Source organism: Caulobacter sp. 05T431, assembly GCF_056665975.1.
In genome coordinates this window covers 112,978-134,401 of the sequence record NZ_JBFTKU010000011.1, presented here as the reverse complement: position 1 = coordinate 134,401, position 21,424 = coordinate 112,978, and the positions used below count along the sequence as shown (strand labels likewise).

The window sequence follows — 21,424 nt, the reverse complement described above, 5'->3', positions numbered from 1 at the left end:
TCAGGAACCGATGACGTCGGGCGTGCGCCAGCCCAGATGCTGGCCCGCGTCGACCGCGATCATCTGGCCCGTGACCGACGTTGCGTCAATGAGGTAGCGCAGGGCCGCGGCGATGTCGTCCGGCGAAACCGCCCGTTCCAGCGGGGTTCCGGCGGCCTCGCGCTCGAATTCGCCGGGGGCCTGGTGCACCGAGGGCAGGGTCGGGCCGGGGCCGATGGCGTTGACCCGGATGCGCGGCGCCAGGTCCTGGGCCAGGGTCTGGGTCGCCCACCACAGGCCGGCCTTGGACAGGCTGTAGCTGAAGAACTGCGGATTGGGCCGCAGCACGCGCTGGTCGACGATGTTGACGATCTGGCCTTGCCGGTCGGCCGGCAGGGCGGCGGCGAAGGCCTGGGCCAGCACGATCGGGGCGCGGAGATTGGCGTCCAGATGGGCGTCCCAGCTCTGGCGGGTCGCGGTGGCCAGGCGGTCGTCCTCGAAGGTCGAGGCGCTGTTGACCAGCAGGGTGACGGGGCCCAAGGCCTGGGCGGCGCGGCCGATCAGGGCGGCGGTCTGGTCCTCGTCCGTCAGCTCGGCGTCGAGGACGACGGCGCGGCGGCCCAGGGCGGCGATCTCGTCGGCGACGGCCTGGGCTTCATCCCGAGAATCTGGGCGTCCCGTGCGGTAGTGGACGGCGACGTCGAAGCCGGCGCGCGCGGCTTCCAGGGCCAGGACGCGGCCGATCCGGCGGCCGGCGCCGGTGACCAGGGCCGCGCCGCGCTTGTCCATGGTCTTAGTCGAAACGGCCGAATTCGAACTTGTTGAGGCCGAGGATGACCACCAGGAAGATGGCGATGACGCCGATCGCGACCATGAGCTTGGATCCGTTGTCAGACTGAAAGGTGATGCGGGCTTTAGCGGGGGACGAGGCCGACCGCAAGGCTGGGCGTGGCGCGGCGCTTGACCCGGCGGGGCGAGCGGGGCCTGCTGGGCGGAAACGGGGGGAAACATGCGCAAGACCGTGATCGCGGCCGCGACGGCGACGGCGGCGGCCCTGGGCCTGGGCGTCCTGGCGCCCGCGCCCGCCCTGGCCTGGAACGACCAGGGCCACATGGCGACCGGCGACATCGCCTATGACGCCCTGGCCCCGCGTGATCCCCAGGCGGTGGCCGTGATCGTCGCCCTCATGCGCGACCATCCCGACCACGCCGCCTTCGAGCGCCAGCTGGCCGGGCTGACGGGCCGGGCGCGCGAGCGGCGGCTCTTCGCCCTGATGGCCCGCTGGCCCGACGACACGCGCGGCAGCGCCTACGACCGTCCCGACTGGCACTACGCGGTCAAGGTGGTCTCGCCCTGGCGCTTCGTCATGCCGCTGACCTTCGGCCATGGCGAGCGCGCCTTCCGCGACAACCTGGCGATCGCCCGCGACCCCAAGGCCCGGCGCGCCGACCGTGCGGTCGCGCTGTGCTGGATCATGCACGGCGTCGGCGACCTGCATCAGCCGCTGCACGCCGGCCATTGGATGTCGTGGAAATTCCCCAAGACCGACCGGGCCGGCACCGTCGCCTATGTGCGCTGGGCGCCGGGCGGGCCGTCGGTCGACCTGCACGAGTTCTGGGACGGGGTCCCCAACCGTCCGGGCGGACGGGACGCCGGCTCCGAGGCCCTGGCCGCCAGCGCCGAGGCGGCCCATCCGCGTCCGTCCGGCGGCGGCCTGGGTCCGGACCCCTACCGCGCCTTCCTGGCCTGGGAGCACGAGAGCTGGATCCTGGCCAAGACCGTGGCCTACCAGGACGGCGCCCTGGCCACGGGCAAGACGCGGGCCGAGGCGCCCGTGCTGCCGAAGGGTTACTGGACCAGGGCCCGAGAGCTCGCCGACCTGCGGGTCGCGACGGCCGGCTATCGGCTGGCGGACGTGCTGGCGCTGGTGCGCGCGGAGTCCTAGGTTCCGCCCCATGCTCTGGCGTCGCCGTGTCGAACCCTTCACCCGTCCCTTCGTCTATGCGTGGTTCCGCGCCCGGCGGGGCCTGACCCTGGGCGTGCGCGGGGTGGTCACCGACCGCGAGGGTCGGGTGCTGCTGATCGAGCACACCTATGTCCACGGCTGGTACCTGCCCGGCGGCGGGGTCGAGCGCGGCGAGACGGCCGAGCGGGCCCTGGCCCGCGAGATGCAGGAGGAGGCCGGGGTGCGGGTGCTGGGCCGGCCGAGCCTGATCTCGGCGCACAGCAACGAGCCGCGCCATCCGGGCGACCATGTGCTGGTCTATCGCGTCCACGCCTGGGAGCCCTGCGCCGCCAGCGCCCAGGGCGAGATCCACAAGGTCGGCTGGTTCGCCCCCGACGCCCTGCCGGACGGGACCACGCCCAGCACCCGCCGGCGCATCGTCGAGGCGTTGCACGGGGTCGAATCCGACCCGATGTGGTGAGAGATGTCATGAAGCGGGGAGATCGTGTCTTCCCCAGTGATCAATGATCATTAAAATGGATGTTTGAACGAGGGCCGCCGTCCCGCCGGACGTGAACGACCCCAACCGGAGGAGCACGGCATGCGCGACTACCTGAAGTTCTACATCGACGGTCAGTGGGTCGAGCCGAAAGGCAAGGCCACCGTGGACGTGATCAACCCCGCCACCGAGGCCGTCGCCGGCCGGGTGACCCTGGGCACGGCCGAGGATGTCGACATCGCGGTCCGCGCCGCCCGCAAGGCCTTCGCCACCTATTCCCAGACCAGCCGCGAGGAGCGCATCGACCTGCTCGAGCGGATCATCGCCGAGTACCAGAAGCGCTTCGAGGACATGGCCAAGGCCATCACCGAGGAGATGGGCGCCCCGTCGTGGCTGGCCCAGCGCGCCCAGGCGGCCATGGGCATCGCCCACGTCCAGACCGCCCTGCAGGTCCTGAAGGACTACAAGTTCGAGGAAGACCGCGGCACCACCCGCCTGGTCAAGGAGCCGATMGGCGTCTGCGCCTTCATCACGCCGTGGAACTGGCCGGTGAACCAGATCGCCTGCAAGGTCGCGCCCGCCCTGGCCACCGGCTGCACCATGGTGCTCAAGCCCTCGGAAGTGGCCCCCTTCTCGGCCTGGATCTGGACCGAGATCCTGGCCGCCGCCGGCGTGCCGGCCGGGGTCTACAACCTGGTCAACGGCGACGGCCCCACGGTGGGCGCGGCGCTCAGCTCGCATCCGGAAGTCGATATGGTGTCGTTCACCGGCTCGACCCGGGCCGGCATCGAGGTGGCCAAGAACGCCGCCCCGACCGTCAAGCGCGTGCATCAGGAGCTGGGCGGCAAGAGCCCCAACATCATCCTCGACGACGCCGACTACCAGAAGGCGGTCGGCGGCGGCGTGGCCTCGGTGATGATGAACTCGGGCCAGTCGTGCAACGCCCCGACCCGGATGCTGGTCCCGCAGAAGCGCATGGACGAGGTGATCGCCATCGCCAAGGCCGCCGCCGAGGCCCACACCGTGGGCGACCCGAACGGCAACTCCAAGCTGGGTCCGGTGGTCTCGGAAGTGCAGTGGAACAAGATCCAGGGCCTGATCCAGAAGGGCGTCGACGAGGGCGCGACCCTGGTCGCCGGCGGCCCCGGCAAGCCGGAAGGCCTGGAGACCGGCTACTATGTGAAGCCCACCGTCTTCGCCAACGTCACCAGCGACATGACCATCGCCAAGGAAGAGATCTTCGGCCCGGTGCTGGCCATCCTCGGCTATGACGGCGTCGACCAGGCGGTCGAGATCGGCAACAACACCGAATACGGTCTGGCGGCCTATGTCTCGGGCAACGACCAGTCCGAGGTCCGCGCCGTGGCGTCCAAGCTGCGCGCCGGCCAAGTGATCTTGAACGGCGCCGGCCCCGACCTGATGGCCCCGTTCGGCGGCTACAAGATGAGCGGCAACGGCCGCGAATGGGGCGACCACGCCTTCGGCGAGTTCCTCGAKACCAAGGCCGTGCTGGGCTACGGGACGAAGGCCGCGGCGGAATAGGTCATTTCCTTCTCCCCTTGCGGGAGAAGGCGTCAGCCGTAGGCTGACGGATGAGGGGTCGCACCGGCGAAGGCCGTGCGGCCCTTCTTCGGTGTTTGATGGCTCAGACCTGACGCGGAACCGGCGCCGCTCCCCCTTCGATCCTTCAGAACAATACATGAACAAATAAGGTTCGTCATTCCCGCCCTTGTGGCGGGAACCCCTCTATCCGCCGCAGGTGCAGGAGGGGCGGTTCGCCGGCGAACCGCTGGCGTTTCACTTGCGGGCTGAACCAGGGGTTCCCGCCACAAGGGCGGAAATGACKAGCGGATAGGAAGGAGAAAAGCGGGTGCGCTTCCCCAAACGGAAACCTTGTCGCGCCCGCGCCCAGGGCGCACGGTCAAGGGAACAATGATAACCCGAGGGAGTGAGACCATGACGCCGGCCGACGGCGCGTCGCCCCCGCGCGACGCCAGCACCGCCCCGTTCAAGCCCCTGGCCATGAGGGGTCCGGACGTCAGCGTCGACCGCCGGCCCGACGGCAGCATCGTCATCACGTCCAACCATCCGCCCGGCGAGGGGCCGCGCACGATCAGCCACCTGCTGGCCGAACGCGCCGCCCAGCATCCCGACCGGCCCTATCTGAAGCAGCGCGAGCCGAACCACGGCCCCTGGCGCGGCGTCACCTACGGCGAGGCCCAGCGGGCGGTCGAGGGGATCAGCCAGTGGCTGCTGGACCAGGGCGTCACGGCCGACGACAGCGTGATGATCCTGTCGGGCAACTCGATCGAGCACGCCCTGATGACCCTGGGGGCCTATGGCGCGGGCGCGCCCGCCGCCCCGGTCAGCCCGGCCTACAGCCTGATGTCCACCGACCACGGCAAGCTCAAGCACTGCTTCGACAAGGTCGCGCCCAAGGTCGTCTTCGCCCAGTCCGGCGCCCTGTTCGACAAGGCCATCGCCACCCTGAAGGCGATCAAGCCCGACCTGCTGCTGGTCACCGCCGACGGGACAGGCGAGGGGGCGATCCCCTTCGCGACCGTCGCCGCCACCCCGCCGCGCGACGTCGCCGCCAAGCGCGAGACGCTCAAGCCCGAGACGGTGGCCAAGTACCTGTTCACCTCCGGCTCGACCGGCATGCCCAAGGGCGTGCCCCAGACCCACGCCATGATGGCGGGCGTCATCGCCGGCCAGGAGGGCCTGCGCACCGACGAACCCACCGACGAGATCCCCAACAGTCTCGAGTGGATGCCCTGGAGCCACATCTCGGCCGGCAATATCGGCTTCAACGCGGTGATCTGGGGCGGCGGCACCCTGTGGATCGACGAGGGCAAGCCGCTGCCCGGCATGTTCGAGACCACGATCAAGAACCTCTACGAGGTCTCGCCCGTGGTGTTCGGCTCGGCGCCGATCGCCTTCTCGATGCTGGCCGGGGCGATGGAGGGCGACCCGGTCCTGCGGAAGGCGTTCTTCAAGAACCTGAAGTACATGGGCTATGGCGGCGCCACCCTGTCGGACGACGTCTATACGCGGATGCAGGCCCTGGCCGTGGCCGAGACCGGCCATCGCGTGCCGCTGACCACCATGTACGGCGCCACCGAGACCCAAGGCGTCACCGTGGTCCACTGGCTGACCGAGCGGGTCGGGCTGGTCGGCCTGCCCCTGCCGGGCATCGCCCTGAAGCTGGCCCCGGCMGGCGCCAAGTACGAGGTGCGGGTCAAGGGCCCCACCGTGGCCGGCGGCTATCACAAGGACCCGGAGAAGACCGCCGCGGCCTTCGACGAGGAGGGCTTCTACAAGCTGGGCGACGCGGCGCGGTTCGTCGATCCGGACGACCCATCCAAGGGCCTGGTGTTCGACGGCCGGGTGACCGAGGACTTCAAGCTGGACAGCGGCACCTGGGTCAGCGTCGGGGTGCTGCGCCCCGACCTGGTGGCGGCCTGCAGCCCCTATATCCACGACGCGGTGATCGCCGGCCAGGACAAGCCGTTCATCGCCGCCATGGTCTGGCCCTCGCCCGCGGGCCTCGCCGCCCTGGTCGCCGACCAGGGGCCGGGTACGCCGCTGGACAAGCTGACGGCGATCCTTCGCGAGCGCATCGGGGCCTTCAACGCCGCCGCCGGCGGTTCGTCGCGCCGCGTGGCCCGCGTGGCCATCCTGACCGAACCGCCGTCCATCGACGCCGGCGAGATCACCGACAAGGGCTATGTGAACCAGCGCGCCACGCTGGAGCGCCGGGCCAAGGTGGTGGAGGGGCTTTATGCGGCCGAGCCCGGTGAGGGCGTGATCGTCATCTGAGGCCGGGGACATGCGCTCGCGCGTGTCCCCAACCAATCACCGCTCATCCCGGCGAATGCCGGGACCCAGATGGCATGGCTCAGAAGCTGAGGCCAAGAGCACCGAGTTCTTCCAATCAGCCACCCAGATTTGGGATCTGGGTCCCGGCATTCGCCGGGATGAGCGGATCATTTATTGAGCCTCGTTGTCCACATACGTCGGCCACGCCAGCGTCCCGCGGTCCAGCACAATCGTCTTGTCCGAATACCCACTCGCCATCAGCCCCGCTGGCTTGGCGGGGATGGCCGACACCCCGCGGGGCCAGCCGTCGCGGATCTCKATCACCGCCACCTCCACCTTGCCGGCCGCGCGGGCGGTGAAGCTGAGGGTGACGCCGTTCGGGTCGGGGGCGTGGTAGCTGAGGCTGCTCCATTGGCCGGCGGTGTTGGGCAGGGCGATCGGGCGGCCGTTCAGGCGCGGCTGGTCCAGGGCGACGCTGGATTTCAGGCGCAGGGTCAGGACCTCGGCGCCGAGGGTCGGCACGGCGCGGACCAGCAGGCGGTCGCCGGCCCGGTCGATGACCAGGGTCGGCCGCTCGACCGGCAGCACGGCCGTCGGGGCCATCCACACCGGCTCACGGAACAGGGGCGGATAGGCCTGGCGCACGGGCTTGGCGTCGTTGTCCGACAGCACCACCGTCGACCACGGGTCCAGGCGCGGCTGGGGCGAGACCCGCCAGGCCGTGCCGGTCGACAGGTCGGCCAGGTGGCTGGCCTCGGCCAGCTTCGGGCGGGCCGGACCGGCGTCGCCGAGGCCGGCATAGAGCAGCAGGCCGATCCCCGCCGCCGTCGCCACGCCGGCGAAGACCGGGGCCCAGCGATAGGCGGCGAAGTCGAAGGCCAGGGGCAGCAGGGCCGGGGCGGCCAGGATCGCGAACACCGCCAGCACCGCCGGCTCCATCAGGCCCACGCCCGCGAAGGTCCAGGCCCCCCAGGCGCCCAGCTGGGCGACGACGGCGACGGCGACCAGGGCGATGGCCAGGGTCAGCAGCCAGGCGACGCGACGGTCGCGGGTCCCGCCCACGGCCATGACCAGGGCGGCGGCCAGGCTGGCGGCCAGCAGCGGCCAGGCGATCATCACCGAGGCGCCGGGCAGCAGCGCCTGGGCGGTGACCGCCAGGGCCAGCACCACCAGCAGCGCGCCCAGCCAGGCGCCGAACACGCCCACGCCCCGGCCCAGGCTCAGCCAGGTCAGGACCACGACGGCGCCGCCCAGGCCCAGGCCCACGGGGTCGAACCCGCCGACCAGGCTGCACGCCCCGCCCACGGCCAGGGCCGCCAGGCTGATCMAGACGCGTCCCCACAGGCGCGCCAGGCCCTGCGCCTGCAGGATCAGCACGGTCAGACACACCCCGATCAGCAGGATGCCCGCGCCCGGCAGCAGGGCGTTGAACTGGCCCAGCACCGCGTAATAGCGCTGCTGGTCGGTGACCCCGATCAGCCGTCCGGCCAGGTGCAGGGCCAGCACGGCGGCGGCGGACAGCAGCAGGAAGCCGGCGACGCCGCGCAGGATCTCGACGAAGGTCACGGCCTTGCCGCGCAGAGCGCGATAGCCGGTGAAGACGATCAGCAGCCCCGCCGCCGCCAGGATCGCCCAGCCGATGTCCACCGGATAGGCCACCAGGACCCGGCCCAGGACGTCGGAATAGATCAGGTCGGGCGACTTGGCCGGCAGGCTCGCGCCCATGGCCAGGGCGCGGACGGCGGGCAGGGCCTGGTCGCCCAGGTTCTGCAGGCTGCCCTGGTTCAGGTGGTCGGGTGTGGCCAGGGGCGTGTGATAGGCCAGCTGGTCGTCGATGAAGGCGAAGTTCAGCCCCGGCAGGCCCTTCCTCAGGGCGTGGGTGAAGTCGGTGTCGTTGGGCATCCGCTTGTAGACGGCGGCGGCCAGCGAGTTGGCGGTCGGCTGGTGGGCGTTGGCGGCGTAGAGGCGGATCAGCTCGCCGCTGTCGGCCCCGGTCTGGAACATGGCCGCGCGGCCGGCGTCGCCCCGGGCCTCCATGTTGACCACCACGCCGACGCGATCGCGCAGCGGGTCGCGGGAAAAGAAGGCCTCGGCGCCCAGCAGGCCCGGCTCCTCGCCGTCGGTGAACAGGAAGATCACGTCGCGGGCCGGGGTGGGGCCGGCCTTGAGGGCGCGGGCGATCTCCAGGGCGGCGGCGACACCCGCTGAGTCGTCGGCCGCGCCGGGCGAGTTGGGCACGGTGTCGTAGTGGCTCATCACCAGCACGGCCGGCGCTTCACGATCGGTCCCGGGCAGGGTGGCGACGATGTTCTGCACGGCGCCGACGGCCACCGAGCGGGGCGACCACTTGGCCGCGTCGCGCACGCCCTCGCCGGGGCGCACCAGCACCTCCAGCCCCAGGCCGCTGACCCGCGACAGCAGGTGGTCGCGGACCCGGACGATCTCAGCCGAGCCGATCGGGTGCGGCTTCTGGCCGATGGCGCGGACGTCGGCCATGGCGCGCGTGGCCGAGAACTGGTCGGCGGGGGCGTTGGCCGGCAGGGGCGGGGGCGTCCGCAGGGCCAGGTTGGCGATCKCCAGGCCCAGGAGCAGGCAGACCCAGACGCCGAGCAGCCGGACGGTCTTCATGCGATGCGCCTCCGCAGTCGAGCCCCGGGGGCAGGGTGGGGCGCTTTGAGATTCGTTGAAAGCTCAGCCAAAACAAAAGGCCGAAACGAAAAGGGCGACCCGGTCGCCCGGATCGCCCTCTCGTTTTCCGTCCGGTCCCCGTTCTTCCCGGCTTTCGTCGGGAAGAACGGCTTTCCGGGGCTAGTACCGGGCCCGCAGGGTCAGGCCGTAGGTGCGCGGCGCGCCCAGGAACGCATCGTAGGTGATGGTGTCCGCGGCCGGGTTGTAGACCTTGTTGGTCGCCGACAGGCCCGATGAGCCCTGCAGGAAGCCGTTGAAGGCGACCTGTTCGTACTTCTCGTCGAACAGGTTCAGGCCCCACAGCTCCACGGTCCACTTGTCGTCCTGGGCGGCCAGGGCGATGCGGCCGTTGACCACCGTGTAGTCCTTCTGGACCTTCGGCGGGAACAGGTCCGAACCGGTGTTGTAGTCGGACGAGTACTTGGCGCCGAGGTTGAAGCGGGCCTTCATGTCGCCGCCGACCGGGGTCTCGTAGGTGACCGAGGCCGAGGCGGACCACTTGGGCGCCAGCGACATCCGGCTGCCCGGCAGCAGGGCCAGGGCGTTGGTCGGGTCGTTGGGGATCGCCTGGTCGCCGTACTTGGTGTCGGAGTAGCTGAGGCCGCTCTGCATCGACAGGCCGTGCACCGGGGTGAACCAGATGAAGTCCACGTCGGCGCCCTTGGAGGTCACTTCCGGGACCGACCGCACCGCGAACGAGGTGCCCAGGAACGTGTTCAGCTGGAAGTCGGTGAACTTCTGGTAGAAGCCCGTGATGTTGAACAGCACCGTGCGATTGAACAGGGTGTTCTTCAGGCCGATTTCGTAGCTGTCGACGAATTCCGCGGGGAACGAGGTGTCGAGGATCGGGACGACGCCCGGACCGCCGCTGGGCAGGCCGTTCGCCGACTGGGTGCGGTCCAGGTTGAAGCCGCCGCCCTTGTAGCCGCGCGCGTACGAGGCGTACGAGAACACCTCGGGCGAGAAGCGGTACGAGGCCTTGATCGTGCCGCTCCACTCCTTGTCCTTGCGGTTCTGGGTGGTGCCGCGGCCGTTGAACAGCGGGTTGGCCCAGGGCAGGCAGAGGTTGCCGATCACGGTCGGGGCGTTGGCCGCGCCGACCAGGGTGGCGATGCGCAGCTGGCCGGCCGGCGACAGGGCCGTGGCGCAGGCGATCCCGCCGTCGCTGGTGGTCTGGTAGGTGTCGAGCTTCTTGTCGTCGATCGAGTAGCGCAGGCCGGCGGTGATGTCGAAGGCGTCGGTCACGTGCCAGGTGTTGTTGGTGAAGCCCGCGACGGTGGTGGCGCGCTGCTGGTAGCGGTCGTGCAGGCCTTGGCCGCCGACGAAGCTGGTGTTGGGCGCGCGGTTCAGCAGCAGGGCCACGAAGTTGGCGATGCCGCCGGTGCTCGGCGAGGCCGAGAGCGACAGCAGGCGGCCCAGGTACTGCTCGTAGTTGTTGCCGTAGAGGAAGTTGGCCCTGTTATCCAGGCGCTCGTCGGCCAGGAACGCGCCGACCAGCCAGTCGAACTTCTCGGTCTGGCCCGCCAGGCGGAGTTCCTGGCTGAAGGTCGTGAACTCGGCGTAGTTGGTGCCGTCCTTCACGCGATAGGCCAGGTCGGCCGTGGTGAAGTCCGAATCCTGGCCGTTGTCGGTGCGCCAGTTGCGGATGGCCGAGATCGAGGTGATCTCGCCGAAGTCGGTGTCGATCTTGCCTTCCAGCGACACGCCTTTGTCCTCGACCGACGACGGCGCGCCGCGGTTCGAGTAGGCCACGCGGTCATACGGGTTGGCCGGGTTGGCCAGGGCCGCGCCGCCGTTGACGATGGCCAGGATGTTGGCGGTCGGGCCGGTGCGGATCTGCACGGCGCCGCAGCAGTTCTCGTCGCGCTTGGTGTAGTCGCCGATCAGGCGGAACGACGACTTGTCGTCCGGCACGAACAGCAGCTGGCCGCGCACGGTGTAGAAGCCCTGGTCGGCGTCCTGGTCGCGGTCGCTGGGGCCCTTGCCGTTGACCACGTCGTTGTAGCCGTCACGCTCGCGGGCGGCGACGTACAGGCGGCCGGCCAGGGTCTCGGTGCCGAACAGCGGACCGGTGACCGAAGCGGCCAGGCCGTGGGCGTTGAAGTTGCCGATCGTCGCCTCGGCCTCGGCGCCGAAGCCGAATTCCGGCTCCTTGGTGACGATGTTGATGACGCCGGCCGAGGTGCTCTTGCCGAACAGGGTGCCTTGCGGACCCTTCAGGACCTCGATGCGCTCCATCTGGCCCAGGTCGCCGAACGACACGCCGTTGCGCGGGCGATAGACGCCGTCGATCACGACGCCGACCGAGCTTTCCAGGCCGGGGTTGTCGCCGACGGTGCCGACGCCGCGGATGCGGGCGGTGGTCGAGGCTTCCGACGTGGTGGAGGTCACGGTCAGGCCGGGCGTCAGGATCGTCAGGTCCTTGATGTCCTTGACGCCGGTGTCCTGCAGCAGCTTGGCGCCGACGGCGGTGACCACCACCGGCACGTCCTGCAGGTTCTGCTCGCGCTTCTGGGCGGTGACGACGATGCTGTCGACGGTGGGGATGTCGTTGGCGGCGGTTGTTTCCTGGGCCTGAGCCGCCAGCGGGGTCAGACCGGCGAGCACGACGGCGGACGCCGTGCCGCAAAGCACCTGAGTAAAGCGCATTTCCTACCTCGGTTCGTTGTGGTGAGGCGCTTGCATCGCCCCGCCTTGTTGATTGGTCGTGACCCGAACGTTTGTTCGAATAGACACGCAAGGGTTATGGCCCCGCTGGGTGCTCGGCAAGGGAAAACCTTGTGAATTAAAGGTTGGCGGGCCTCCTGTTGCGCGGATGCGACAGCGTTACGCCACCATCCCCGATGTTCTGCTGGTTCGAAACGCGGTCCCGGGGGCGCGACGGGCGCTTGCGCCGGAGGACGGGGCGGCTCATGTCGGGGCATGCCCGTCTCCGCCGCCTACCGCCCCGACCCGGTCTTCATGCGCCTCGGCCCGGAGTTCGCCGACCCGGTGGCGCCCGCCGACTTCCCCGAAACGCGCTTGAGGTTCCGCAACGACCGCGCCGCGGCGACCCTGGGGCTGGAGGGCCTGACGGACGCCGAATGGCTGGACCATTTCGCGCGCTTCCGTTCCCTGCCGGACAACCAGCCCGGGCCCTTGGCCATGCGCTATCACGGCCACCAGTTCCGCAGCTACAACTCCGACCTGGGCGACGGACGCGGCTTCCTGTTCGCCCAGCTGCGCGAGTCGGGAAGCGGTCGCCTGCTGGACCTGGCCACCAAGGGCTCGGGCCAGACGCCGTGGTCGCGGGCCGGCGACGGGCGGCTGACCCTGAAGGGCGGGGTGCGCGAGATCCTGGCCGCCTCGATGCTGGAAGCCCTGGGCGTTCCCACCTCGCGGGCCTTCTCCCTGGTCGAGACCGGCGAGGACCTGGTGCGCGGCGACGAGCCCAGCCCCACGCGCTMGGCCGTGCTGACCCGGCTGTCGCACAGCMACATCCGCTTCGGGACCTTCCAGCGTCAGGCGTTCCTGGAGCGGCCCGACAACATCACGGTCCTGGTCGACCACGCGGTCGAGACCTATTTCCCCGCCGTCGCCGACCAGCCGGACCGACCCAAGGTGCTGCTGGAACAGGTGGTCGCCGCGTCGGCCCGCCTGCTGGCCCGCTGGATGGCCGCCGGCTTCGTGCACGGCGTGCTCAACACCGACAACATGGTGGTGACCGGCGAGAGCTTCGACTACGGCCCCTGGCGGTTCCTGCCCAAGAACGACCCGAACTTCACGGCCGCCTATTTCGACCATTCGGGGCTCTACAGCTTCGGCCGCCAGCCCGAGGCGGTGTTCTGGAACCTGCAGCAGCTGGCCGCCTGCCTGGCCCGTGTGACCGACGACGCCGGGCTGATCGCCGCGCTCAACGGCTTCTCCGACCTCTATCGCGACGCCCTGCGCGGGGCGATGCTGGACCGCCTGGGCCTGAAGCCCCGCTCGGCCGAGGAGGACATCGCCCTGGTGCAGGCCGCGTTCACGGCCCTGGCGGTCGGCGGCCGCGAGGGCGGCGAATCGCTGCGCTGGGAGCCGTTCTTCTTCGACTGGTTCGGCGGCCAGGCTTCGGAGGCCCGCGCCCTGGCCGGTCCGCGCGCCGGGCTCTACGGCCAGGAACCGTTCCTGGAGTTCCGCCGCGCCMTGGCCGCGTTCGAGCCCGACCGTCCCGAACGGCTGGAAAACCCCGTCTTCGGCCGTCCCGACCCCGAGGAGATGCTGATCGACGAGGTCGAGGCCCTGTGGGCGCCGATCGCCCAGGCCGACGACTGGGAGCCCCTGCACGCCAAACTGCGGCGAATTGAGGCCGCTCGTGTCGCCTATGCGTTGGGAGACTGACATACGGGTGAGACATATCTGCCGCACGCTGAGCTTTTCCGACGCACCCGCCCTCGGTGAGGGAACAAACGTCAAGCTTCGACCTTATCTGGGTTTAAGCACGCCCTGTGAACGAACTGGCTTGTGGAGAAATCGCATGCGTATCTTCCAACCTGTGATGCTGGTCTGCGCGGTGGCCATGTCGTTCATCGGCGCCCTGGGCCTGCCGGGCTGCGCCCGAGCCATCGGCGAGTGCCTCAGCGACAAGCACAAGATGGCCTGACCTTTAGCCCCTGGCCAAATCGGACGATCGCTCTAGGATTGAGTCTGGTTCCGGTTTGCGCGCGGGGGCGTGATGTCGCGAGTTCGTTTTGGCGTGATCGCCGCCTTGCTGCTGGTGGTCGCCGGCTTCGGTAGTCCGGCCCAGGCGGGACCGCCGTTTCCCATCAAATCCGACTTCAAGTTCGACGCCTCGTCGAAGTACGGCCTGATCGTGGTGCTGACCGCGCCGCAGATCATGGTCCCCAGCTACACCCTGGGCATCTACCGCTACGCGCCCGACGAGCGGAAATGGGCCTACGGGCCGCTGAAGGGCTGGTCGCGGTTCGGCCTGATCGGCCAGGACCACGCGGCGCCGGCCTATGCGATCACGGCGGTCGATCCGGGCGGGACCTACGCGATCAACGGCCTGACCGTGCAGGGCCTCTGGCGGGCCTGCTTCAACGGCGGCACCAAGGCCTTCGAGGTCAAGCCGGGCACGGTGACCTTCATCGGCCTGCTGGATCCCAATCCTTCGATCGCCCAGATCCACACCGGCCTGCCGCCCGTCGTGCGCGGGACCCAGGCGGTGGAGCTGTTCGACAGCCCGCGTCCGGCCCTGACCCCGGTCGCCGACCTGCCCGGCGGCAAGGAGGCGCTGGCCGAGTACCTGAAGGCCAACTATCCCCAGATCACCGCGCCGATCGAGACGCCGGCCCCGGTCGACATGACCTTCGACAAGAGCAAGACCCTGATGGGCACGCTCTGCGAGCGGTACTGAGTCCGCTCACCCCAGCCAGGGCGCCGACGCCATCCGCTTGGCCAGGAACGCGATCAGCACCTCCACCCGCGCCGGCCGGATCGGGCTGGGCGGGGTGACCAGGTGCAGGGCGATGGGCGGCGGGGCCCAGTCGGGCAGCGCCTCCTCCAGCAGCCCCGCCTTGAGGTCGGACCAGGCCAGGAAGTCCGGCTGCATGGCCAGGCCCAGGCCGGCCAGCAGCGATGGGCGCAGGATGTCGGCGTTGTTGACCCGCAGGGGCGAGGGCACGCTGACCGCGTATTGTCCGTGTTCGGCATGCTGGAACCGCCAGACGTCCTTGGACCGCCCGCCGGTGTAGAACAGGCCGCGATGGGCGGTCAGGTCCTTGGGGTGCTGAGGCCGGCCGTGTTTCTCGAAATAGGCCGGCGAGCCGACCAGCATCACCCGCACCGGGCACAGGCGCCGGGCCAGCAGGCTGGAATCCTCCAGGGCCGAGATGCGCAGGGCCAGGTCGAAGCCCTCCTCGACGATGTCGACCAACTGGTCCGACAGCGACAGCTCGACCGACACCTCGGGATAGAGGGCGAAGAACTCGGGCAGGGCCGGGCCCAGATGGGCGATGCCGAACGACATGGGCGCGGCCACCCGCACCAGGCCGCGCGGCGTGGCCGACTGGGCCGAGGCCTCGGCCTCCAGCGCCTCGCCCTCCGCCAGCAGGTGGGCCGCCCGGTCCAGCGAGGCCTTGCCGGCCTCGGTCAGCGACAGCCGGCGCGAGGTGCGGTGGAACAGCGTCGCCCCCAGCTTGGTCTCCAGCCGGGTCACGGCCTTGGAGACCGTGGCCTTGGACAGGTTCAGCTGCTCGGCCGCCCGGGCGAACGAGCCGGTCTCGGCCACCTTGGCGAACACGGCCCAGGCCTCGAAGTCGGGGAGTTTCATGTCTTCCCTTCCTCCGCTCGTCCCGGCGAATGCCGGGATCCAGATCCTAAGGCGGAGAAGCTGACTGGAGGAGCTCGGAGCTCTTGGCGTCAGCCACACCGCCACTCCATCTGGGTCCCGGCATTCGCCGGGAAGAGCGGATTTATATGGTGCATTTTTGGAAACGGTTTGTTTCGATCATTTCCATTTCGGATGCGAACGCAAGAGGCCATCTTCTCCTCAACAGAGACGGCCCCACCGCTTCACCCGGGGCCCGGTCTCCAGGAGACAAGACGATGATCGACGTCAGAACCTTCGACAGCCTGGGCGGCGCCAATCACGGTTGGCTGGACGCCAAGCACCACTTCTCGTTCGCCGATTACCACGACCCCAAGCGCGTCCATCACGGCGCCCTGCGGGTGTGGAACGACGACACCATCGCGGCCGGCACGGGCTTCCCGCCCCACCCGCACGCCGACATGGAGATCATCACCTACGTCCGCGAAGGCGCGATCACCCACCAGGACAGCCTGGGGAACAAGGGCCGCACCGAGGCGGGCGACGTCCAGGTGATGAGCGCCGGCACCGGCATCCGCCACTCCGAGTACAACCTCGAGCCGGGCGTGACCAAGATCTTCCAGATCTGGATCATCCCCAACAAGCGCGGCGAAGGTCCGGCCTGGGGCGCCAAGCCGTTCCCCAAGGGCGACCGCAGCGGCAAGTTCGTGGCCCTGGCCAGCGGCTTCGCCGATGACGCCGACGCCCTGCCGATCCGCACCGACGCCCGCGTGCTKGGCGCCACGCTGAAGGCCGGCGAGACCGCCGAATACGCGATCGGCGCCGACCGCAAGGGCTACCTCGTCCCGTCGACCGGCAAGGTCGAGGTCAACGGCGTGGCTTTGAACAGCCGCGACGGCGCGGCCATCCAAGACGAGGCCGTCATCCGCGTGAAAGCGTTGGAAGACGCCGAGCTGGTGCTCGTCGACGCCGCCGAACTCTAACCCCTCCGAACGGGGACAGGCGCATGCGCCTGTCCCCGGACGTTTCCCAGTCCCCAAGTTCCCCACTCAAGGAGGCCCTCATGGCCAAGGTTCTCGTCCTCTACTATTCCGCCTACGGCCATATCGAGAAGATGGCCGAGGCCGTCGCCGAAGGCGCCCGCGCCGCCGGCGCCACGGTCGACATCAAGCGCGTGCCGGAACTGGTGCCCGAAGAGGTCGCCAAGAAATCCTATTACAAGCTCGACCAGGCCGCCCCGATCGCCACGATCGCCGACCTCGAGAACTACGACGCCATCGTCGTGGGCGTGGGCACGCGCTTTGGCCGCATGGCCTCGCAGATGGCCAACTTCCTCGACCAGGCCGGCGGCCTGTGGGCCCGCGGCGCGCTGAACGGCAAGGTGGGCGCGGCCTTCACCTCGTCGGCCACCCAGCACGGCGGCAACGAGACCACCCTGTTCTCGATCATCACCAACCTGCTGCACTTCGGCATGACCATCGTCGGCCTGCCCTACAGCCACCAGGGCCAGATGACGCTGGAGGAGATCACCGGCGGCGCGCCCTACGGCGCCACCACGATCGCCGGCGCCGACGGCTCGCGCCAGCCCAGCGAACTGGAACTGGCCGGCGCCCGCCACCAAGGCGAACTGGTCGCCAAGACCGCCGCCAAGCTGTTCGGCTAGGCCCGGCGGGATCGGATCGTCCAAGACGGGCGGTCCGGTCCCGGGCTTGAATTCCCTCGCCTTCCGCGTCTCGCCCCCCGCACGTCGACGCCCGGAAGGCCCCGCGGCCGGTTCGTCCCTCCCCCAGGAACCGGTCGCCGAAGGACCGGTCGGCTCGCCCCCCGAGCCGGCCGGTTTTTCATTTCCGCACGGAAGGTCCAGGCGCGGCGGGTAACCAAATTGCACGCGAAAGTACTACCTGAGCTGGTCGTTTTCTGCCTTCATGGACCGGGGGGCTTTTTGATCGCCGCGCCGTCGACTCGGCGCGCTGGCCAGGAGGCGTGGACATGTCGTGGGTCGACTGGCTGCTCAATCCGACGGGGCTGACGCCGCACGGCTTCTGTCTCAGTTGGGCCCCCGGCCTGGTGGCGCTGCACGCCGGCTCCGACGCCGTGATCGGCCTGGCCTATCTGTCGATCCCCCTGGCCATCGCCGCCTTCGTGAAGATGCGGCCCGACATCAAGTACAGCTGGGTGGCCTATCTGTTCGTGGCCTTCATCCTGGCCTGCGGAACCACCCACCTGATGGCCATCCTGACCCTGTGGGCGCCCGCCTACGGGATCGAGGGGCTGATCAAGCTGGTCACCGCGGGGCTGTCGATCGCCACGGCCGCCCTGCTGTGGCCGCTGTTGCCCAAGATCGCCGCCCTGCCGTCCGCCGCCGAGCTGGAGCGCCGGGTCGAGGAACGCACCGCCGAGCTGGCCCACATGGTCGAGGAGCAGAAGGCCACCCTGGCCCAGCGCGACCTGCTGCTGCGCGAGGTCTATCACCGGGTGAAGAACAACTTGCAGATGGTCGACGGCCTGCTGGTCATGCAGTCGCGCCAGATCACCGATCCGGACGCCCGCAAGGCCCTGCGCGGCCTGCGCGACCGGATCTTCGCCCTGGGCCTGGTGCACCAGCAGCTGATGAGCTCCAGCGACCTGAAGACCTTCGACATCGCCCCGTTCCTCAGCGAGCTGTCCAGCAACATCGTCGAGGGCGGGGCGGGCGACGCCGTGGCCCTGTCGGTCGAGGCCATCCCGCTGGACGTGGGCCTGGATTTCGCGATCCCGCTGGGCCTGCTGGTCAACGAGCTGGTCACCAACTCGCTCAAGCACGCCTTCCCCGAGGGCGGCGGCGAGATCGCGGTCAATCTCAGCCGCACCGACGAGGGCGAACTGCTGCTCGTCGTGGCCGACAACGGCCGGGGCTACAGTCCGAAGGCGCCTAGGGCTGAAGGCCCCACGGTCGCGCTGGGTTCGACGATCATCAAGGGACTTGTCGCGCAGATGGAAGGAACGATCATGGTCGAAAGCCAGCAGGGTCTGACCCGCAGCGAAATCCGCGTCGCGGCCCCCCCAGCCTCCGCTCCCCTGGCCGCCGCCCCCTTGGCGGGCGAGGTGGCCGCGTGAACGCCGTCGCCCTCCAGAAGTCCACGGTGCTGGTCGTCGACGACGAGTTCCTGGTCGCCGAAGGCCTGTGCATGCAGGTCGAGGACATGAACCTGTCGGTCTGCGGCACGGCCACCAACGCCGACGAGGCCCTGGCCTTGGCCATGATGTTCCGCCCCGAAGTGGTGCTGATGGACATGCGGCTGCGCGGCGAGCAGGACGGCGTCGACGCGGCCCTGGCCATCCACGCCGAGGTCGGCTCGAAGGTGATCTTCATCACCGGGTCGCGCGAGCAGTCGACCATCGACCGCATCCACCAGGACCACCCGGCCGGACTGCTGTTCAAGCCGGTCTCGGACCGCCAGCTGCGCATGGCGATCGCGACGGCGCTGGAGGAGTAGGCGGCGCCTAGCCCGCCTTGGTCATCTTGAAGATGCCCTGGGCGTTGCCGCTGTCGAAGCGCAGGTCCAGGTGCTCCACGCCCGTCTCGTCGACGAACCGGTCGCGCGAGATGAACTCGTGGAACGAGCCCGGGACAGTCAGGGTCACGTCGCCCGCATCGGTGACGAAGGCGCGCTCGACCGGCTGGGCCTTGAAGGCGGTCTGGCGCACGCGGCCGGAGCCCGAGACCTCGACGGTGTCCTTGACCGGCCGGCCCAGGGCCTTCTGGGCGTCGGCCACGACCTCGACGTCGGGCACCCGGTCGGTGGCGTGGTTGAAGGCCTGGCCCTCGGTGGCGATCCAGGCGGCCTCGGCCGACTCGGCCAGCAGGGCCAGGTAGTGCTCCAGCCGCAGCGGGCCGTGGGTGCGGGCGAAGGCGGCGACCGCCTGGGGCAGGGCGGCGCGGGCGGCGTCCAGCTCGCACGAGCCCTCGGTCGCGAAGGCGGCCAGGGCCCGCTGGGCCTCGACGCCCAGGGCGTCGGACGTGGAGTCGAACACCGCGTGCGCGATCACCCCAAAGGCCGGCGAGAAGCGCTCGACGTGCAGCTCGCTGACGAAGAACTGCGGGATGGCTTCGGGCAGGTCGGCGTGGGCGTAGGCCCGGCCGGTCATCTTCAGCCGGTCCAGCGGATAGAGGTCGGCCAGGACGTAGCCCAGCGGCTCCAGGATGCGGGCGAAGGCCAGGTGACCGGCGGGCAGGGCGCCGGTCGGGGCGCCGGCGCCGAAGTCTATGGTGCGCAAGGCGCCGTGGTCGAACACCAGCCTGTGGCCCGCCGCTCGACGCTCGGACACATAGGCCGCGCCCAATGGCACCCGGCCCATGATGTCGTGGAACAGCACCGCGTTCAGGGCCATGGCGAACACGGCGCGCGACACCGGGCCCTCGACCTCGGCGGTCAGGGCCGGATCGATGTCCAGCACGTCGAGGATCGCGGCGGCGGCCTTCTGGCCGACGGCCGAGGCGACGAGGGTGGAGAGATGGCTCATGGGGCGGTCCGATGATGGGCTTGAGCGACTAAATCCGTTGTCATCCCGGAAGCCTCGTAGAGGCTGTCCGGGACCCAGGGGACTGGGCGAAGGCGGTGCGGTTCACCTGGGTCCCGGACAAGCGCTGCGCGCTTTCCGGGATGACAACGGTGTGGGGGAACGGAATGTGCAGGATCAAACCTCGAACACCACCCCCTGCGCCAGCGGCAGGGTCGTCCCGTAGTTCACGGTGTTGGTGGCGCGGCGCATGTAGGTTTTCCAGCTGTCGGAGCCGGCCTCGCGGCCGCCGCCGGTCTCCTTCTCGCCGCCGAACGCCCCGCCGATCTCGGCGCCCGAGGGGCCGATATTGATGTTGGCGATGCCGCAGTCGCTGCCCTCGCCCGACACGAACAGCTCGGCCTCGCGGACATTGAGCGTGAAGATCGACGACGACAGGCCCTGGGCCACGTCGTTCTGCGCGGCGATGGCGTCGGCCAGCTCGCTGTAGCGCATCACGTAGAGGATCGGGGCGAAGGTCTCGTGCTTCACGATGTCGGCCTGGTGGTCGATCTCGACCAGGGCCGGGACGACGTAGAAGGCGTCGGGTCCGGCGACTTCGACGCGGTCGCCGCCGATCACCCGGCCGCCGGCGGCGCGGGCGGCGTCGAGCGCGCGCTGCATGGCCTCATAGGCGGCCTTGTCGATCAGCGGGCCGACCAGCACCCCGGCCGCGCGCGGGTCGCCGACCGGCACGCTGGGATGGGCCGTCTTCAGCCGGCCGACGAAGGCGTCGTAGACGCTGTCGTGCACGAACAGGCGGCGCAGGGTGGTGCAGCGCTGGCCCGCCGTGCCCATGGCCGCGAAGGCCACGCCGCGCAGGGTCAGGTCCAGGTCCGCCGAGGGGGCGACGATGGCGGCGTTGTTGCCGCCCAGCTCCAGCAGGGCCCGGGCGAAGCGGGCGGCCAGTTTCGGGCCCACCGTGCGGCCCATGGCCGTCGAGCCGGTGGCCGAGACCAGCGGGACCTTCGGATGGTCGACCAGGGCCTCGCCCACCTCGCGCCCGCCGATCAGCAGGGTCGACAGGCCGGCGGGCGCGTCCGGGCCGAACTTCGCCGCCGCGCGCTCGAACAGGGCCTGGGTGGCCAGGGCCACCAGCGGGGTCTTCTCCGACGGCTTCCACACCACGCTGTCGCCGCAGACGAAGGCCAGGGCCGCGTTCCACGACCAGACGGCGACGGGGAAGTTGAAGGCGCTGATCACGCCGACCACGCCCAGCGGGTGCCAGGTCTCCATCATCCGGTGCGACGGGCGCTCGGTGGCCAGGGTCAGGCCGAACAGCTGGCGCGACAGGCCCACGGCGTAGTCGCAGATGTCGATCATCTCCTGCACCTCGCCCAGGCCCTCGGAGACCACCTTGCCGGCCTCCAGGGTGACCAGGGCGGCCAGGTCCGTCTTGGCGGCGCGCAGCTCCTCGCCCAGCAGGCGGACCAGCTCGCCGCGGCGCGGGGCGGGGACCTTGCGCCAGGCCAGGAACGCTTCATGGGCGGCGTCGATGGCGGCCTTGGCCTCTTGCGGCGTGTGCTCGACGAGCTTGGCCAGGACCTCGCCGGTGACCGGCGAGCGGGCCGCCAGGGTCCCGCCGTCGAGGGYGGCGGTCACACCCAGGCGCTGCAAGATGGCGCGGGCTTCGGCGACGGCGGAGGGCAGGGTGGTCATGCAGGCA

17 protein-coding genes are annotated in these 21,424 nt (G+C 70.0%); 11 read left to right on the top strand and 6 right to left on the bottom strand.

The annotated features are described in order from the left end of the window. Window positions 1–768 carry an SDR family oxidoreductase gene (locus tag AC1U89_RS12285; protein WP_479899976.1) on the bottom strand — a complete coding sequence of 256 codons (768 nt, stop codon included), beginning with the start codon at window positions 766–768 and terminating at the stop codon, window positions 1–3. A 220-nt stretch (window positions 769–988) separates the two neighbouring features. On the opposite strand from AC1U89_RS12285, the gene AC1U89_RS12280 reads away from it, so the two are divergent. The 4 genes from AC1U89_RS12280 to AC1U89_RS12265 all read left to right on the top strand — a co-directional run bounded on the left by AC1U89_RS12280 (window position 989) and on the right by AC1U89_RS12265 (window position 6,242). Beyond that, window positions 989–1,924, top strand: coding sequence for a S1/P1 nuclease (locus tag AC1U89_RS12280; RefSeq protein ID WP_479899975.1), 936 nt, complete (start codon window positions 989–991; stop codon window positions 1,922–1,924). Between the two features lie 10 nt (window positions 1,925–1,934). Then, window positions 1,935–2,405, top strand: a complete 471-nt coding sequence (locus AC1U89_RS12275; RefSeq protein WP_479899974.1) for an NUDIX domain-containing protein — start codon at window positions 1,935–1,937, stop codon at window positions 2,403–2,405. 120 nt (window positions 2,406–2,525) lie between these two features. Next, window positions 2,526–3,965 (top strand): aldehyde dehydrogenase family protein, encoded by a 1,440-nt coding sequence (locus tag AC1U89_RS12270; protein ID WP_479899973.1) that lies wholly within the window; start codon window positions 2,526–2,528, stop codon window positions 3,963–3,965. A 414-nt stretch (window positions 3,966–4,379) separates the two neighbouring features. After that, complete coding sequence (locus AC1U89_RS12265) at window positions 4,380–6,242, top strand: AMP-binding protein (protein ID WP_479899972.1); 1,863 nt, start codon at window positions 4,380–4,382, stop codon at window positions 6,240–6,242. Window positions 6,243–6,413: 171 nt separating this feature from the next. Here AC1U89_RS12265 and AC1U89_RS12260 read toward each other — a convergent pair whose 3' ends face one another. Both AC1U89_RS12260 and AC1U89_RS12255 read right to left on the bottom strand, forming a co-directional pair. Continuing rightward, entirely contained in the window at window positions 6,414–8,870 is a 2,457-nt protein-coding gene (locus AC1U89_RS12260) for a M28 family metallopeptidase (protein WP_479899971.1), read from the bottom strand. A 180-nt stretch (window positions 8,871–9,050) separates the two neighbouring features. Next, a complete protein-coding gene (locus tag AC1U89_RS12255) occupies window positions 9,051–11,579 on the bottom strand; it encodes a TonB-dependent receptor (RefSeq protein ID WP_479899970.1) in 2,529 nt (842 codons plus the stop codon). 273 nt (window positions 11,580–11,852) lie between these two features. Here AC1U89_RS12255 and AC1U89_RS12250 point away from each other — a divergent pair, with 273 nt between their 5' ends. The 3 genes from AC1U89_RS12250 to AC1U89_RS12240 all read left to right on the top strand — a co-directional run bounded on the left by AC1U89_RS12250 (window position 11,853) and on the right by AC1U89_RS12240 (window position 14,307). Next, window positions 11,853–13,289: a protein adenylyltransferase SelO gene (locus AC1U89_RS12250; RefSeq protein ID WP_479899969.1), complete on the top strand. Its 1,437-nt coding sequence runs from the start codon at window positions 11,853–11,855 to the stop codon at window positions 13,287–13,289. A 136-nt stretch (window positions 13,290–13,425) separates the two neighbouring features. Further along, the gene (locus AC1U89_RS12245) at window positions 13,426–13,551 is read left to right on the top strand and encodes a hypothetical protein (protein WP_156035592.1); all 126 of its coding nucleotides are present in this window, start codon (window positions 13,426–13,428) and stop codon (window positions 13,549–13,551) included. A 72-nt stretch (window positions 13,552–13,623) separates the two neighbouring features. After that, window positions 13,624–14,307 carry a hypothetical protein gene (locus AC1U89_RS12240; RefSeq protein ID WP_479899968.1) on the top strand — a complete coding sequence of 228 codons (684 nt, stop codon included), beginning with the start codon at window positions 13,624–13,626 and terminating at the stop codon, window positions 14,305–14,307. Window positions 14,308–14,313: 6 nt separating this feature from the next. Here the strand turns inward: AC1U89_RS12240 and AC1U89_RS12235 are convergent, their stop codons facing one another. Continuing rightward, window positions 14,314–15,222, bottom strand: coding sequence for a LysR family transcriptional regulator (locus AC1U89_RS12235; protein ID WP_479899967.1), 909 nt, complete (start codon window positions 15,220–15,222; stop codon window positions 14,314–14,316). A 275-nt stretch (window positions 15,223–15,497) separates the two neighbouring features. On the opposite strand from AC1U89_RS12235, the gene AC1U89_RS12230 reads away from it, so the two are divergent. The 4 genes from AC1U89_RS12230 (at window position 15,498) to AC1U89_RS12215 (ending at window position 18,695) form a co-directional block, all read left to right on the top strand. Continuing rightward, the gene (locus AC1U89_RS12230; RefSeq protein WP_479899966.1) at window positions 15,498–16,202 is read left to right on the top strand and encodes a pirin family protein; all 705 of its coding nucleotides are present in this window, start codon (window positions 15,498–15,500) and stop codon (window positions 16,200–16,202) included. An 80-nt stretch (window positions 16,203–16,282) separates the two neighbouring features. Continuing rightward, window positions 16,283–16,882 carry an NAD(P)H:quinone oxidoreductase gene (wrbA, locus tag AC1U89_RS12225; RefSeq protein ID WP_479899965.1) on the top strand — a complete coding sequence of 200 codons (600 nt, stop codon included), beginning with the start codon at window positions 16,283–16,285 and terminating at the stop codon, window positions 16,880–16,882. Window positions 16,883–17,208: 326 nt separating this feature from the next. Beyond that, complete coding sequence (locus AC1U89_RS12220) at window positions 17,209–18,315, top strand: sensor histidine kinase (protein WP_479899964.1); 1,107 nt, start codon at window positions 17,209–17,211, stop codon at window positions 18,313–18,315. Then, entirely contained in the window at window positions 18,312–18,695 is a 384-nt protein-coding gene (locus tag AC1U89_RS12215) for a response regulator (protein ID WP_029908497.1), read from the top strand. The genes AC1U89_RS12220 and AC1U89_RS12215 overlap by 4 nt, the downstream gene beginning before the upstream one ends. Window positions 18,696–18,702: 7 nt before the next feature. Here the strand turns inward: AC1U89_RS12215 and AC1U89_RS12210 are convergent, their stop codons facing one another. After that, the gene (locus AC1U89_RS12210; protein WP_479899963.1) at window positions 18,703–19,722 is read right to left on the bottom strand and encodes a 2-oxoadipate dioxygenase/decarboxylase family protein; all 1,020 of its coding nucleotides are present in this window, start codon (window positions 19,720–19,722) and stop codon (window positions 18,703–18,705) included. Between the two features lie 174 nt (window positions 19,723–19,896). Then, entirely contained in the window at window positions 19,897–21,417 is a 1,521-nt protein-coding gene (gene amaB, locus AC1U89_RS12205; RefSeq protein WP_479899962.1) for an L-piperidine-6-carboxylate dehydrogenase, read from the bottom strand. Between the last annotated feature and the right edge of the window lie 7 nt (window positions 21,418–21,424).

Coding starts and splice junctions, on each gene's coding strand:
- AC1U89_RS12285 (WP_479899976.1), bottom strand. CDS start 768: ATGGACAAGCGCGGCGCGGCCCTGGTCACCGGCGCCGGCCGCCGGATC.
- AC1U89_RS12280 (WP_479899975.1), top strand. CDS start 989: ATGCGCAAGACCGTGATCGCGGCCGCGACGGCGACGGCGGCGGCCCTG.
- AC1U89_RS12275 (WP_479899974.1), top strand. CDS start 1,935: ATGCTCTGGCGTCGCCGTGTCGAACCCTTCACCCGTCCCTTCGTCTAT.
- AC1U89_RS12255 (WP_479899970.1), bottom strand. CDS start 11,579: ATGCGCTTTACTCAGGTGCTTTGCGGCACGGCGTCCGCCGTCGTGCTC.
- AC1U89_RS12245 (WP_156035592.1), top strand. CDS start 13,426: ATGCGTATCTTCCAACCTGTGATGCTGGTCTGCGCGGTGGCCATGTCG.
- AC1U89_RS12240 (WP_479899968.1), top strand. CDS start 13,624: ATGTCGCGAGTTCGTTTTGGCGTGATCGCCGCCTTGCTGCTGGTGGTC.
- AC1U89_RS12235 (WP_479899967.1), bottom strand. CDS start 15,222: ATGAAACTCCCCGACTTCGAGGCCTGGGCCGTGTTCGCCAAGGTGGCC.
- wrbA (WP_479899965.1), top strand. CDS start 16,283: ATGGCCAAGGTTCTCGTCCTCTACTATTCCGCCTACGGCCATATCGAG.
- AC1U89_RS12220 (WP_479899964.1), top strand. CDS start 17,209: ATGTCGTGGGTCGACTGGCTGCTCAATCCGACGGGGCTGACGCCGCAC.
- AC1U89_RS12210 (WP_479899963.1), bottom strand. CDS start 19,722: ATGAGCCATCTCTCCACCCTCGTCGCCTCGGCCGTCGGCCAGAAGGCC.